Below are 12426 nucleotides of genomic sequence, written 5' to 3'. Positions count from 1 at the left end.
ATGAGCGACGACAACGACAACCAGCGCACCCGCAAGCCTCTGGGCCTCAAACGCTCGGTTGATGCGGGCGAGGTCAAGCAGACCTTCAGTCACGGCCGCACCAACAAGGTGGTGGTCGAGGTGAAGCGTCGCCGCGTGCTCGGTAAACCGGGTGAGGCTGCTCCGCCGCCGCCCCCGCCGCCGCCCGCGCCCGAGCCGGTCGTGGCCGCACCGCCGCCTCCGCCGCCGCCCGCGCGTCCCGCCCCTGCTGGTGAGACCCCGCAGGAGCGCGTGAAGCGCCTCCAGCTCGAAGCGGAGGAAGAGCGGCTGCGTCTGGCCGAGGAAGCCCGCAAGCGCGAGGAAGCTGAAGCGCGCGAGCGCGAGGAGGAGGAACGCCGCCGCGCCGAGGAAAACCGCCGCGCCGAAGAAGAGGCCGAAAAGCAGCGCGCCGAAGTAGCCGCTGCCCCTGAGCCTCTGGCGACGGCGCCTGACGCTGAAGCGCCCGCCGCTGATGAAGGCGTTGCGCCCGCCGCCAAGGCTGAGGCGACTGTCCCTGCCGCTCGCCGCTTTACCCCGGTCGAGCGCCCCGAGCCGAAGCGTCCGGCCCCCGAGGTCAAGGGCAAGAAGAAGGACGACAAGCGCGCTGCGCCGATCGATGCGGGCAAGGACAACCGCCGGTCGGGCAAGCTGACTGTCACGCGCGCCCTCAACGAGGATGAAGGCCGCCGTGCGCGCAGTCTCGCCGCGCTGAAGCGTGCGCGCGAGAAGGAACGCCGTGGTCAGGGCGGGCCGTCGAAGCCGCGTGAAAAGCAGGTGCGCGATGTGGTCGTGCCCGAGGCGATCACCGTGGGCGAACTTGCCAACCGCATGGCCGAAAAGGGCGCCGATCTGGTGAAGGCCCTGTTCAACATGGGCATGATGGTCACGGTCAACCAGACCATCGATCAGGACACGGCCGAACTGCTGGTCGAGGAGTTCGGCCATAACATTACCCGCGTTTCCGCCAGCGATGTCGATATCGACACCAGCGCGGACGAGGATCCGATCGAAACCCAGAAGCCGCGTCCGCCGGTGGTGACGATCATGGGTCACGTCGATCACGGCAAGACCAGTCTGCTCGACGCGCTGCGCGGCACCGATGTGGTCAAGGGCGAGGCCGGCGGCATCACCCAGCATATCGGCGCCTATCAGATCACCACCAAGGACAAGGCAAAGATCACCTTCCTCGATACGCCGGGCCACGCGGCCTTTACCGAAATGCGGATGCGCGGTGCCAATGTCACCGACATCGTCATTCTGGTGGTCGCGGGCGATGACGGGCTGATGCCGCAGACGATCGAGGCGATCAATCACACCAAGGCGGCGGGCGTCCCGATGATCGTGGCGATCACCAAGTCGGACAAGCCCGAGTTCAACCCGCAGAAGATCCGCGAACGCCTGCTCGAGCATGAAGTGATCGTCGAGGCGATGTCGGGCGACGTGCAGGATGTCGAGGTTTCGGCCAAGACCGGCGCGGGGCTCGACAAGTTGATCGAAGCGATCAACCTTCAGGCCGAACTGCTCGAACTGAAGGCCCGCCCGGACCGCGATGCTGAAGCGACCGTGATCGAAGCCCAGCTCGACAAGGGCCGCGGCCCGGTGGCGACGGTGCTGGTGACCCGCGGGACGCTGAAGCGCGGCGACAACTTCGTGGTCGGCACGCAAAGCGGCCGCGTGCGCGCGATCGTCGACGACAAGGGGCAGCAGCTCAAGGAAGCCGGCCCCTCCATGCCGGTCGAAGTTCTGGGCCTTGGCGGCGTGCCGTCAGCGGGCGACAACCTCACCGTGGTCGAAAACGAACAGCGCGCCCGCGAGGTCGCCAAGTATCGTCAGGAAATCGCGACGGAAAAGCGCACCGCGCTGGCCCCGACCAACTTCGACACGATGTTCAACAACCTCGCCTCCAACGTCATCGAGTATCCGGTGGTGGTGAAGGCCGACGTGCAGGGCTCGGTCGAAGCGATCGTCAACGCGCTCCACAACCTCTCGAATGACGAGATCAAGGTGCGCGTGCTCAACGCGGGCGTCGGTGCGATTACCGAAAGCGACGTGCTCCTGGCAGCGGCCTCTAAGGCACCGATCATCGGCTTCAACGTGCGCCCGAATGCCAAGGCGCGCGACCTCGTCAAGCGCGATGGCGTGCGGATGATGTATTACGACGTCATTTATCACCTCACCGATGCCGTGGCCAAGGAAATGGCGGGCGAGCTTGGGCCGGAGCGCATCGAGACGGTCGTGGGCCGTGCCGAGGTCAAGCAGGTCTTCCCTGCGGGCAAAAAGGACAAGGCAGCGGGTCTGCTGGTGCTGGAAGGCGCGATCCGCAAGGGTCTGTTCGCGCGTCTCACCCGCGCCGATGTCATCGTCTCGGCCACCAAGATCGCCTCGCTGCGTCGCTTCAAGGACGATGTCGACGAAGTACGTGCCGGTCTCGAATGCGGCGTGGTGTTGGAGGACACCAACGACATCAAGCCGGGCGACAACCTCGAAGTCTTCTCGGTCGAGGAGCGTGAGCGGACGCTGTGAGCGACAATCTCGAACGGATTCGATCTAAGCTCTCTCAAGTAGCGTCCGTGTCGGCCGCTACCGCTGGTATCGCTGTATCTGCCATTTCACTGTTTTTTTTGGCCACCATCGGAGGAGAGCAAAGCCTTTTTCTGGATCCACTCGACAAGATCCAGAATGAAGAGATTGCGACTCTGCGTTCTCAAATCGACACTCTCAAAGGAGATGTCTACTCCGAAGGTGAGCCATTAACCCCGATTGACAGCACGCGGGTCATAGCGATTGAGGATCGCCAAAAGGCGTTGGATGAGGCGCTGTCGCAAAGCGCAGATCGCGTAATTGCTTTGGCGACAATGCGTAATGATATCGATACAATTGAGGAAAGGCAAAAGGAGCAGGTCGGCGCGCTTCAACAGCAAGTATCTGAGCTGAGGACAATTCTCTTAAGTCTTGTAGGTTCGATTGTTGCGATCCTCCTCGCGTTCGTGGGATGGCTCGGCTTGCGCAAAAAGTCGTCTAGCAATGATTAACTGCACCGATCCCGACGATGCGGGCGCCTCGCCGCATACGGCGCTGCTCGGCAGCGAGTTTGTCAGCTTTGACGAAGCGACCCAGACCGCGACCATGCGCTTTACCGTCAAGCGCGAAATGACCACCTGGCGCGGCGGCGTGCAGGGGGGCTTGGTCGCGGGCTATCTCGATGACGTGATGGGCTATGCCTATGTCGCGGCCACGGGCGGGGAGATGGCCCCGCTGAACCTTGAGATTTCGATGAGCCTCATTCGCCTGATCCCCGAAGGCGCGACGATCATTGGCAAGGGCCGGGTGGTGCGCGCCGGGCAGAGGGTGATCTTCCTCGAAGGGGAATTGCTGGGCGAGGATGGCACGATCTACGCCCGCTCGACCTCCACCGCGATCCCGACCCCGCGCCCGACCCCCGAACAGACCGGGATGACGCGCTGATGGCCAAGCAACCCTTCACCGCCGAACAGCAGTCGGTGCGGGTCCTCAAGGTGGGCGAGCGGGTGCGGCATATCCTGTCCGAACTGCTCGCGCGCGGCGAGGTGCATGACGATGTGGTGAGCGCGTCACATGTCTCCGTCACCGAAGTGCGCATGACGCCCGACCTGCGCCACGCTACGGCCTATGTGAAGCCGCTGCTGGGTGCGGGCGAGGATGAAGTCGTCCACGCGCTCCGTCAGAACACTGCCTTCCTCCAGCGCGAGGTGGCCCAACGCCTTGGCCTCAAATTCGCGCCCAAGCTGCGTTTCCGCAAGGACGAAAGCTTTGCCGAGGCGGACCGGATCGAGGCGCTGCTGCGTGATCCCAAGGTCACCAGAGATTTGGGCGGCGATCTCGACGAGGAAGAATAGCGCCGGGCGCGCTACTTCGGCACCATCCGCGCCTTCAGCGTGATGTCGACCTTGTTGCCCACGATCAGCTGATAGCTTTTCATGCCAAACTGCCGCCGGTCGATGGTTGTCGTCCCGGTGAAGCTTACGGGCTTGCCAGCCAGCGCGAGCGGATCGCCGTCAAAGACCACTTTGAGCATGGCAGGGCGGGTCACGCCGCGCGCGGTCAGCTCGCCTGTCACCGTCCCGCGGGTCGGGCTTTCCAGATCGAGCGAAAGGCCAAGAAATCGAATCGTGGGGTATTTCTCGACCCAGAAGAACTTCTCGCCCCGCAGCCGCGCGAGGGTGACGGAGTCCGGAGCCTCGATCGCGGTGGCATCGAAGGTCACGTCGATTACCGCTTGCTCCGGCGCGCCCGGCACGATCGTCACCGCGCCCTGCATCCGGGGAAAGCGTGCGGTCTTGCTGGCGAGCCCGAAGAACGGGACTTGCGCCGAGACATTGCTGGCTGACGCATCGAGCGTGTAGCGCTGCGGCACGCCCGCGCTGTTGGCGAGCGCGAACAGCGCCAGCAGCGGCACAAACAGAACCCGGAAAGGAAGGCTGCGACCGATCATCTCTGAGGGAATACGCACGAACCGGGCAAAAGGTTCAAGTCCGCGCTCGCACGCGGCACTGTCAGGGGGTAGGCCTCTGCCATGGCCAAGCTCTATTTCTACTACGCCAGCATGAATGCCGGCAAATCCTCGCACCTGTTGCAGGCGGACTTCAATTACCGCGAACGCGGCATGACGACGATGCTGTGGACTGCGGCGCTCGACAGCCGCTCGGGAGGGCAAGTCAAGAGCCGCATCGGGCTGGAGAGCGCGGCGCACAAGTTCACGACCGAGACTGACCTGTGGGCGATTATCAGCGCCGCGCACAAGGTCCAGCCGCTCGACTGTGTGCTGGTGGACGAGGCGCAGTTCCTGACCGCCGAACAGGTGTGGCAGCTCGCGCGGCTGGCGGACGAGGGTGGCATTCCGGTGCTGTGCTATGGCCTCAGGACCGATTTTCAGGGTGCGCTGTTCCCCGGATCTGCCGTCCTGCTGGGGATCGCGGATGCGCTGGTGGAGCTCAAGGCCGTGTGTCACTGTGGCCGTAAGGCGACGATGAACCTGCGGGTCGATGAAAGCGGCGCGGCGGTGCGGCAGGGCCAACAGACCGAGATTGGCGGGAATGACCGCTATGTGGCGCTGTGCCGCAAGCATTTTTCGGAGGCGCTGCGGGGATGACGACACCCCTTTCCGGCTGGCTGATTCTCGACAAGCCGCGCGGCATGGGCAGCACGCAAGGCGTGAGCGCGGTCAAGCGGGTGCTGCGCGCAAACGGTTATGCGAAGACCAAGGTTGGCCACGGCGGGACGCTCGATCCGCTGGCCGAAGGCGTGCTGCCGATCGCGCTGGGCGAGGCGACGAAACTTGCCGGGCGGATGCTCGATAGCGACAAGATTTATGCCTTTACGGTAAAGTTCGGGGCGGAAACTGACACGCTCGATACCGAGGGGCCGGTGATTGCCACCAGCGATGCGCGCCCGACGCTGGCCGAGGTTGAAGCGATCCTGCCGCGCTTCACCGGCGCAATCGAGCAAGTGCCGCCAGCGTACTCGGCGCTCAAGGTCGGCGGCCAGCGCGCCTATGATTTGGCGCGCGCGGGGGAGGCGGTGGCGCTGAAGGCGCGTCAAGTCACGATCCACGCCCTCAACCTGCGCCGGGGTGACGATCTGGATGAGGTAACGCTTGAAGCCCACGTCTCCAAAGGCACCTATATCCGGTCCCTCGCGCGGGACATCGCCCACGCGCTGGGCACCTGCGGGCATGTCACCTATCTCAGACGCATTAAGGCCGGGCCGTTCCTCGAAAGCCAAGCGATTTCGCTGGACAAACTGGAGCAAACCGCTAAGGGCCGGGGCCTTGAACACCTCCTCCTGCCGCTAGAGGCGGGGCTGGACGACATCCCGGCCCTTACCCTCGACCAGACAAGCGCGCAGGCGGTCCGACAGGGCCGGGTGCTGTCTGGCATGCCCCAATCATCCGGGCTCTACCTTGCGAAACTGGGCTCTGTCCCGGTCGCGCTGATGGAAATTTCGGATGGGACGGCCACGGTCGTCAGGGGTTTCAACCTTCCCGATGTCGCTGAGTAAGAGAGAAAAACTATGTCGGTGACCGCCGAAAAGAAGCAGGAAGTCATTGCCTCGAACGCCCGTGATCCCAAGGACACCGGCAGCCCGGAAGTCCAGGTCGCGATCCTGACCGAGCGCATCCGCAACCTCACCGAGCACTTCAAGGATCACCACAAGGACAACCACTCGCGCCGTGGCCTGCTGATGATGGTCAACAAGCGTCGCACGCTGCTCGCCTATCTCAAGAAGAAGGACGTCGAGCGCTACAACGCCCTGATCCAGAAGCTGGGTCTGCGTAAGTAAGAGTTTAGCGAAAGGGCGGCTCGAAAGGGCCGCCTTTTTTGCATTGGGGCTAGCAGGCATCCGGCCTGTTGCCTTGGGGCCAAACCAGTGCCCCGCACCGGACCGGGACGGTTGTTTCCCCGGCACATGAGGCCCCGCGATGGCAATATGGCCGCGCGGGTCAGAAGGAAAACCAATGTTCGACACGAAAACCGTATCGCTGGAGTGGGGCGGAAAGACCCTCACTCTGGAAACCGGGCGTATTGCCCGTCAGGCCGATGGCGCCGTTCTGGCGACCTATGGCGAAACCGTGGTGCTGTGCGCCGTGACCGCCGCCAAGTCGGTGAAGGAAGGGCAGGATTTCTTCCCGCTCACCGTCCACTATCAGGAAAAGTTCTCCGCCGCCGGTCGTATCCCGGGCGGCTTCTTCAAGCGTGAACGCGGCGCGACCGAGAAGGAAACGCTCACCAGCCGGTTGATCGACCGTCCGATCCGTCCGCTGTTCCCCGAAGGCTTCTACAACGAAATCAACGTGATCGCGCAGGTCCTGTCGTTCGACGGCGAGACTGAGGCTGATATCGTGGCGATGATCGCGGCGTCTGCTGCGCTGACGATCTCGGGCGTACCTTTCATGGGCCCGATCGGTGCTGCGCGCGTCGGTTATGTCGACGGCGAGTACACGCTCAACCCGAAGCAGGACAAGGCACTCGCCGAAGGCCGTCTCGACCTCGTGGTCGCCGCGACCGACAAGGCCGTGATGATGGTCGAATCCGAAGCCAAGGAACTGACCGAGGACGAAATGCTCGGCGCCGTCATGTTCGCGCATGACGAGATCCGCAAGGTGATCGGCGCGATCATCGAGCTCGCCGAAAAGGCCGCCAAGGATCCGTGGGAAGTCGACCTTTCCGATAACACCGCCGACATCAAGGCGAAGCTCAAGGAACTGGTCGGCGCCGATATCGCCGCGGCCTACAAGCTCACCGACAAGTCGGCGCGTTCGAACGCGCTGAACGAGGCGCGGGCCAAGGCCAAGGCGGCCTTCGCCGACGAAACCCCGCAGACCCAGATGGTCGCGATCAAGACCATGAAGAAGGTGGAAGCCGACATCGTCCGCACCGCCATCCTCAAGGAAGGTTCGCGCATCGATGGCCGCAAGCTCGATCAGGTCCGCCCGATCGAAGCCATTGTGGGCTTCCTGCCGCGCACCCACGGCTCTTCGCTGTTCACCCGTGGCGAGACCCAGGCGATCTGCACCACCACGCTCGGCACCAAGGACAGCGAGCAGATGATCGACGGTCTGGAAGGCCTCAGCTATTCCAGCTTCATGCTGCACTACAACTTCCCGCCCTATTCGGTCGGTGAAGTGGGCCGCTTCGGCGCGCCGGGTCGCCGCGAAGTCGGTCACGGCAAGCTCGCATGGCGCGCGCTCAACCCGGTGCTGCCGAGCAAGGAAGATTTCCCCTACACCATCCGCGTGCTGTCGGACATCACCGAGTCCAACGGCTCGTCCTCGATGGCGACGGTGTGCGGCGGCTGTCTGTCGATGATGGACGCGGGCGTTCCGGTGAAGGCTCCGGTGTCGGGCATCGCCATGGGCCTGATCCTCGAAGGTGACGAATTCGCTGTCCTCTCGGACATTCTGGGCGATGAAGACCACCTCGGCGACATGGACTTCAAGGTTGCCGGGACCGCCGAAGGCATCACCACGATGCAGATGGACATCAAGGTTGCCGGCATCACGCAGGAAATCATGGCCAAGGCGCTGGAGCAGGCCAAGGCCGGTCGCCAGCACATCCTGGGTGAAATGGCCAAGGCGCTGACCGGTGCCCGCACCGAAGTCAGCAAGCACGCCCCGCGCATCGAGACGATCCAGATCGACAAGTCGAAGATCCGTGACGTCATCGGCACCGGCGGCAAGGTGATCCGCGAGATCGTCGCCGAAACCGGCGCCAAGGTCGACATCGACGATGAAGGCGTGATCAAGATCTCGTCCTCGAACCTCGACGAGATCGAAGCGGCGAAGAAGTGGATCCTCGGCATTGTCGAGGAAGCCGAAGTCGGCAAGATCTACACCGGCAAGGTCGTCAACATCGTCGATTTCGGTGCCTTCGTGAACTTCATGGGCGGCAAGGACGGTCTCGTCCACGTCAGCGAAATGAAGAACGAGCGTGTCGAGAAGCCGACCGATGTCGTCTCCGAAGGCATGGAAGTGAAGGTCAAGGTGCTCGAGATCGACCAACGCGGCAAGGTCCGCCTGTCGATGCGCGTCGTCGATCAGGAAACCGGCGAAGAGCTGGAAGACACCCGTCCGCCCCGCGAACCGCGCGAGCCGCGCGGTGACCGTGGTGATCGTCGCGGGCCGCGCGGCGGTGGCGACCGTGGTCGCGGTGGCGATCGCGGCGGACGCGGCGGCGATCGTGGCGGCCGCGAGCGCGACAGCGGTCCGGCGGGTCTCCCCGACTTCCTGAAGGACTAAGCGCCTCGCAAGAGGTATGAACATTGGCCGCCCGGAGCGATCCGGGCGGCCTTGTTTTTGGGATTATCCAGATGCTCAAACGTGAACTGATAGACACCACCCAGATCGAGGACGGTGTCCTGCTCGAACTGTTCAGCCATGGCCGCGATTTCATGATCGTGCTCGGCCGCAACGAGTTGATGAGCACGCGGATGCGGTTTTCGGAGGAACAGCTGGCCGAGCTCACCATCGACCGGCTGGGCAAGGACAATGCCCGCATCCTGATCGGCGGCTACGGCATGGGCTTCACCTATCGCGCCGCCGCCGCCAAGCTCGGCGCGAAGGCGCAGATCGTGATTGCCGAAATATCGGAAAAGATCGTCGACTGGGCGCGCGGGCCGATGGCCGAGCTGACCGGCGACAGCCTGTCCGACCCGCGCCTCAACCTCAAGATCTGCGATGTTGCCGCGCTGATCGACGATGCCAATGACGGCACCTGCGACAAGTTCGACGCAATCCTGCTTGATGTCGACAATGGCCCCGACGGGCTGGTGCGGCATGAAAACAACCGGCTCTATTCGCGCACCGGCCTTGCCAAGGCGCGCGATGCGTTGAAGCCGGGCGGGATTCTCAGCGTGTGGTCAGCCGCGCCCGATCCGGCCTTCCGCAAGCGGTTGAAGGATGCAGGGCTGGAGGTCGAGGAACGCGGCATCCGCTCGCGCCCCAACAACAAGGGTGCGCATCACGTCATCTGGTTTGCCCAGAAGAGCTGAAACCCGAGCCTTTCAAGCTTGGGAGGTCTGCGGTTCGCGGCAGCGAACCCTGATTCAGAAGTCGTAGATCAGCGTAACGCGGCTCAGCGTATCGGTCTGCACCGCGCCCGGCGGCGGGTTGCTGTCATATTCGATCGCGTAGGAAAACCGTGCTGACAGCTTGCTGCTGATCGTTGCGTTAAGGCCCGTGATCAGATCGAGGGTGGTATTGCGCGAATCGATGATCGCCACTGCCGACCCGCCGGTTTCCGCAACCGCATTGGTGTCTTGCGTCAATTTCAGCCGGTCGGTGATGCTCCAGTCGAAATCAATCCCGACAAGCCCCGCAATGCGGCTTTCGCTGCGCCCGTCGACGAACTCGGTAATGCGGTAGGCCGGGCCAGCCTTGAGCGAGAGCTGAATGTCGTCCTTCTTCAGCGCCTGATAGCCGATCCCGCCAGAAATGGCGTAGCGTCCCGAAAAGCCCTGAAACCGGTCGCGCTCATATTGCGCGAGGGCATAGGCGTAGAAGCGGTCGGAAATGTTCACATTGGGTTCGTACCGGCCGAGGAACTGCTCACGCGTGGTAACGCCATTGGCGCGCTGGTAATCGACCCGCCCGGTTAGGTTGTGACGCCAGTCGATCCCTTGCCGGTTCATGGTCAGGCCAGCAGTGATGCCGGTGTTGGAAGAATTGCCAGTGGCCCGGAAAGCGCCAAACTCACCCTTGCCCGCCCAGTTTTCGAACAGGCTTGCGGATCGGATCTTGGCTTCTTTCTCAGCTGCTTCGGCCTGCCTGCGCGCAGCGACTTCGGCTTCGAAGATCGCGAGGATAGCGTCGATTTCCTGGCCATCCGTCGGATTGGTAGTGCGAGCGATCTCCGCGACAGTGCGAACCTTGCTTTCATCGCCGGTGGCAATGGCTGCATCGAGCATGGCACGCACCGGCTCAGGCAATTCGGCCAGAGCTGGTGTCGACCACAAGAACGTCACCGCTGTAAGCCCGGCCATGGACAGACAGGTTACGGAATTCACTTTGAGGGTCCTCTCGGCCGTGTTTGCAGGTGAGTGCCGGACGGTGTCAGCCAGGCCAGACCAAACCTTGCGGCATCCCTGGGGGGCTAGCGGACCCGCGGTCCACCGAAGGGCAGGGGCGGAGGGGGACGGCGTACGCCGCGCGGCAGCTGAGCCTGATAGGCCCGGCCGCAATGCTCGACGCAATAGGGAAAGCCTGGGTTCACCGGCTCACCGCAGAAATGGAAATCCGGTTCACCCGGATGTCCCATCGGCCAGCGACAGACCTTGTCCGACAGATCCAGCAGGCTGGTCTTTCCTGCGATTTCAGGGCTTGGCTTGGCAGGGACAAGCCGACGTGGCGGCGCAGGGGGGATCGGGGCCTGCTGATCGCCCGGGCCTTGCCGCAGGAAGCCACCAGGGCCGACCGAAACGATCTTGGGAAGATCAGCTTGCGGGTTGGGAACCGGCTGCGACAGCGAAGCAGCCTGACCGCTGTTGTCCCCGCTCCGCGAAGCAGGAGCAGCGGAACGCGGCGCAAGGCGCTCGGCGGGTTCAGCCGCTTCTGCGCGCGGTTCGGCCGCGGCGGCGGGGCGGGCAGACGCGGCGGCAGGTGCGGCAGTCTTCTTGGCCGGGGTCGATGCCTTTTTCTTTTCGTTGGCCTTGACCGGAGAAGGGCGCGCCTTGAGGCCGAGCCGGTGGGCCTTGCCGATCACCGCATTGCGGCTCACGCCGCCGAGTTCAGCGGCGATCTCGCTTGCGGTTGCGCCGCCTTCCCACATTTTGCGCAACGTCCCGATGCGCTCATCCGTCCAGCTCATGTATTCTACCTGTTCCTGTGTCTGGCCGCCGCGGTTGGGGCCGATGCTTGTCAGCGAGCCCTGTGCAGCCTAGGCATCCGGGCCATGACCGAACCTGCTCCGCCAGTGCAACCCATGCCTCTGTCCGCCTCCGTGACTGAAAAAGCGGCCGAACACAAGACCAGCGGTCGCGCGCCGTTTGCCCCTCGTGGGCAGCCGATTATCACAGGCATCAACCGTGTGGGTTTGTTCGCGCTCTATATGAAGGAGGTGCGCCGGTTTCTCAAGGTGCAGACGCAGACGATCTGGGCGCCTGCCTTCACGACGCTGCTGTTTCTGGTGATCTTCACTATTGCGCTGGGGCGCGAGGGCCGGGAGGTGCTTGGCGTGCCGTTTGCCACCTTCGTCGCGCCGGGGCTGATCGTGATGGCGATGATGCAGAATGCCTTTGCCAATTCCAGCTTCTCGCTGCTCTCCGGCAAGATGCAAGGCACGATCATCGACCTTCTCATGCCGCCGCTTTCGCCAGGGGAGCTGATGGGCGGGATTCTCGCTGCAGCGATTACTCGTGCTGTGGCGGTGGGCTGCACCGTTGCCCTGGCGATGGCCTTGTGGCCGGGAGTGTCGCTGGCCGTGACGCATGTCTGGGCGTTGGTGTGGTTTGCGCTGATGGGATCGCTGATGCTGGCAACGCTTGGCCTTGCCACCTCGATCTGGGCAGAGAAGTTCGATCACAACGCGGCGATCACCAATTTCATCATCGCGCCTTTGTCGCTGCTGTCGGGGACGTTCTACGTGATCGACAATCTCGACCCGGCGTTTCAGTGGGTGAGCCGTCTCAACCCCTTCTTCTACGTGATTTCAGGTTTTCGCTACGGCTTTCTCGGTACCAGCGACATAGGCCAGAGCAGCGAAGTCATCACCGCAGCGGGAGGATTGCTGACGCTGAATATTGGACTGGCAGCTGCTGTCTATGCGGTGCTGCGCAGCGGGTGGAAGCTGAAGAGCTAGGAAAGCCATTCCCGTATTCTGGCCAAAGGCCCGCCAGCGCGACCGCGCGCCCGAGCCTTTGCGAGGTACGGCAAGCCGG

The 12426-nt window shown here is 63.5% G+C and carries 13 protein-coding genes; 10 read left to right on the top strand and 3 right to left on the bottom strand.

Features of this window, described 5'->3' with window-relative positions; genetic code table 11:
• The 4 genes from infB to rbfA are packed head-to-tail and all read left to right on the top strand — an operon-like array spanning nucleotide 1 to nucleotide 3893.
• Nucleotides 1-2541, top strand: coding sequence for a translation initiation factor IF-2 (infB, locus tag CHX26_RS14135; protein WP_104942921.1), 2541 nt, complete (start codon nucleotides 1-3; stop codon nucleotides 2539-2541).
• Nucleotides 2538-3050, top strand: a complete 513-nt coding sequence (locus CHX26_RS14130) for a hypothetical protein (protein ID WP_146107746.1) — start codon at nucleotides 2538-2540, stop codon at nucleotides 3048-3050. The genes infB and CHX26_RS14130 overlap by 4 nt, the downstream gene beginning before the upstream one ends.
• Nucleotides 3043-3483, top strand: coding sequence for a PaaI family thioesterase (locus CHX26_RS14125; protein ID WP_104942919.1), 441 nt, complete (start codon nucleotides 3043-3045; stop codon nucleotides 3481-3483). Before CHX26_RS14130 ends, CHX26_RS14125 begins: the two co-directional genes overlap by 8 nt.
• Entirely contained in the window at nucleotides 3483-3893 is a 411-nt protein-coding gene (rbfA, locus tag CHX26_RS14120) for a 30S ribosome-binding factor RbfA (RefSeq protein WP_104942918.1), read from the top strand. Before CHX26_RS14125 ends, rbfA begins: the two co-directional genes overlap by 1 nt.
• 11 nt (nucleotides 3894-3904) lie before the next feature.
• Here the strand turns inward: rbfA and CHX26_RS14115 are convergent, their stop codons facing one another.
• On the bottom strand, nucleotides 3905-4489 hold the full coding sequence (locus CHX26_RS14115; protein ID WP_104942917.1) for a YceI family protein: 585 nt from the start codon (nucleotides 4487-4489) through the stop codon (nucleotides 3905-3907).
• An 81-nt stretch (nucleotides 4490-4570) separates the two neighbouring features.
• On the opposite strand from CHX26_RS14115, the gene CHX26_RS14110 reads away from it, so the two are divergent.
• The 5 genes from CHX26_RS14110 to CHX26_RS14090 all read left to right on the top strand — a co-directional run bounded on the left by CHX26_RS14110 (nucleotide 4571) and on the right by CHX26_RS14090 (nucleotide 9543).
• Nucleotides 4571-5146: a thymidine kinase gene (locus tag CHX26_RS14110; RefSeq protein ID WP_104942916.1), complete on the top strand. Its 576-nt coding sequence runs from the start codon at nucleotides 4571-4573 to the stop codon at nucleotides 5144-5146.
• Nucleotides 5143-6054, top strand: a complete 912-nt coding sequence (gene truB / locus CHX26_RS14105) for a tRNA pseudouridine(55) synthase TruB (RefSeq protein ID WP_104942915.1) — start codon at nucleotides 5143-5145, stop codon at nucleotides 6052-6054. The genes CHX26_RS14110 and truB overlap by 4 nt, the downstream gene beginning before the upstream one ends.
• 12 nt (nucleotides 6055-6066) lie before the next feature.
• Nucleotides 6067-6336: a 30S ribosomal protein S15 gene (gene rpsO / locus CHX26_RS14100; protein ID WP_066524809.1), complete on the top strand. Its 270-nt coding sequence runs from the start codon at nucleotides 6067-6069 to the stop codon at nucleotides 6334-6336.
• 175 nt (nucleotides 6337-6511) lie between these two features.
• Nucleotides 6512-8791 carry a polyribonucleotide nucleotidyltransferase gene (gene pnp, locus CHX26_RS14095; protein ID WP_104942914.1) on the top strand — a complete coding sequence of 760 codons (2280 nt, stop codon included), beginning with the start codon at nucleotides 6512-6514 and terminating at the stop codon, nucleotides 8789-8791.
• Between the two features lie 71 nt (nucleotides 8792-8862).
• Nucleotides 8863-9543, top strand: coding sequence for an MnmC family methyltransferase (locus CHX26_RS14090; protein ID WP_104943456.1), 681 nt, complete (start codon nucleotides 8863-8865; stop codon nucleotides 9541-9543).
• 54 nt (nucleotides 9544-9597) lie between these two features.
• On the opposite strand, the gene CHX26_RS14085 is transcribed toward CHX26_RS14090, so the two are convergent.
• Nucleotides 9598-10557 (bottom strand): DUF481 domain-containing protein, encoded by a 960-nt coding sequence (locus CHX26_RS14085; protein ID WP_233997176.1) that lies wholly within the window; start codon nucleotides 10555-10557, stop codon nucleotides 9598-9600.
• 86 nt (nucleotides 10558-10643) lie between these two features.
• The gene (locus tag CHX26_RS14080; protein WP_104942912.1) at nucleotides 10644-11357 is read right to left on the bottom strand and encodes a GcrA family cell cycle regulator; all 714 of its coding nucleotides are present in this window, start codon (nucleotides 11355-11357) and stop codon (nucleotides 10644-10646) included.
• Nucleotides 11358-11441: 84 nt separating this feature from the next.
• On the opposite strand from CHX26_RS14080, the gene CHX26_RS14075 reads away from it, so the two are divergent.
• Nucleotides 11442-12347 (top strand): ABC transporter permease, encoded by a 906-nt coding sequence (locus CHX26_RS14075; protein WP_172449850.1) that lies wholly within the window; start codon nucleotides 11442-11444, stop codon nucleotides 12345-12347.
• Nucleotides 12348-12426: the final 79 nt, after the last annotated feature.

The organism is Porphyrobacter sp. HT-58-2 (assembly GCF_002952215.1).
GTDB lineage: Bacteria > Pseudomonadota > Alphaproteobacteria > Sphingomonadales > Sphingomonadaceae > Erythrobacter.
This window is presented reverse-complemented; position numbering and strand designations above follow the sequence as displayed.

Bases quoted from the DNA above. Each gene is read 5' to 3' on its own strand.
- rpsO (WP_066524809.1), top strand. From the start codon at position 6,067: ATGTCGGTGACCGCCGAAAAGAAGCAGGAAGTCATTGCCTCGAACGCC.
- CHX26_RS14115 (WP_104942917.1), bottom strand. From the start codon at position 4,489: ATGATCGGTCGCAGCCTTCCTTTCCGGGTTCTGTTTGTGCCGCTGCTG.
- rbfA (WP_104942918.1), top strand. From the start codon at position 3,483: ATGGCCAAGCAACCCTTCACCGCCGAACAGCAGTCGGTGCGGGTCCTC.
- CHX26_RS14110 (WP_104942916.1), top strand. From the start codon at position 4,571: ATGGCCAAGCTCTATTTCTACTACGCCAGCATGAATGCCGGCAAATCC.
- pnp (WP_104942914.1), top strand. From the start codon at position 6,512: ATGTTCGACACGAAAACCGTATCGCTGGAGTGGGGCGGAAAGACCCTC.
- truB (WP_104942915.1), top strand. From the start codon at position 5,143: ATGACGACACCCCTTTCCGGCTGGCTGATTCTCGACAAGCCGCGCGGC.
- CHX26_RS14080 (WP_104942912.1), bottom strand. From the start codon at position 11,357: ATGAGCTGGACGGATGAGCGCATCGGGACGTTGCGCAAAATGTGGGAA.
- infB (WP_104942921.1), top strand. From the start codon at position 1: ATGAGCGACGACAACGACAACCAGCGCACCCGCAAGCCTCTGGGCCTC.
- CHX26_RS14090 (WP_104943456.1), top strand. From the start codon at position 8,863: ATGCTCAAACGTGAACTGATAGACACCACCCAGATCGAGGACGGTGTC.
- CHX26_RS14125 (WP_104942919.1), top strand. From the start codon at position 3,043: ATGATTAACTGCACCGATCCCGACGATGCGGGCGCCTCGCCGCATACG.
- CHX26_RS14075 (WP_172449850.1), top strand. From the start codon at position 11,442: ATGACCGAACCTGCTCCGCCAGTGCAACCCATGCCTCTGTCCGCCTCC.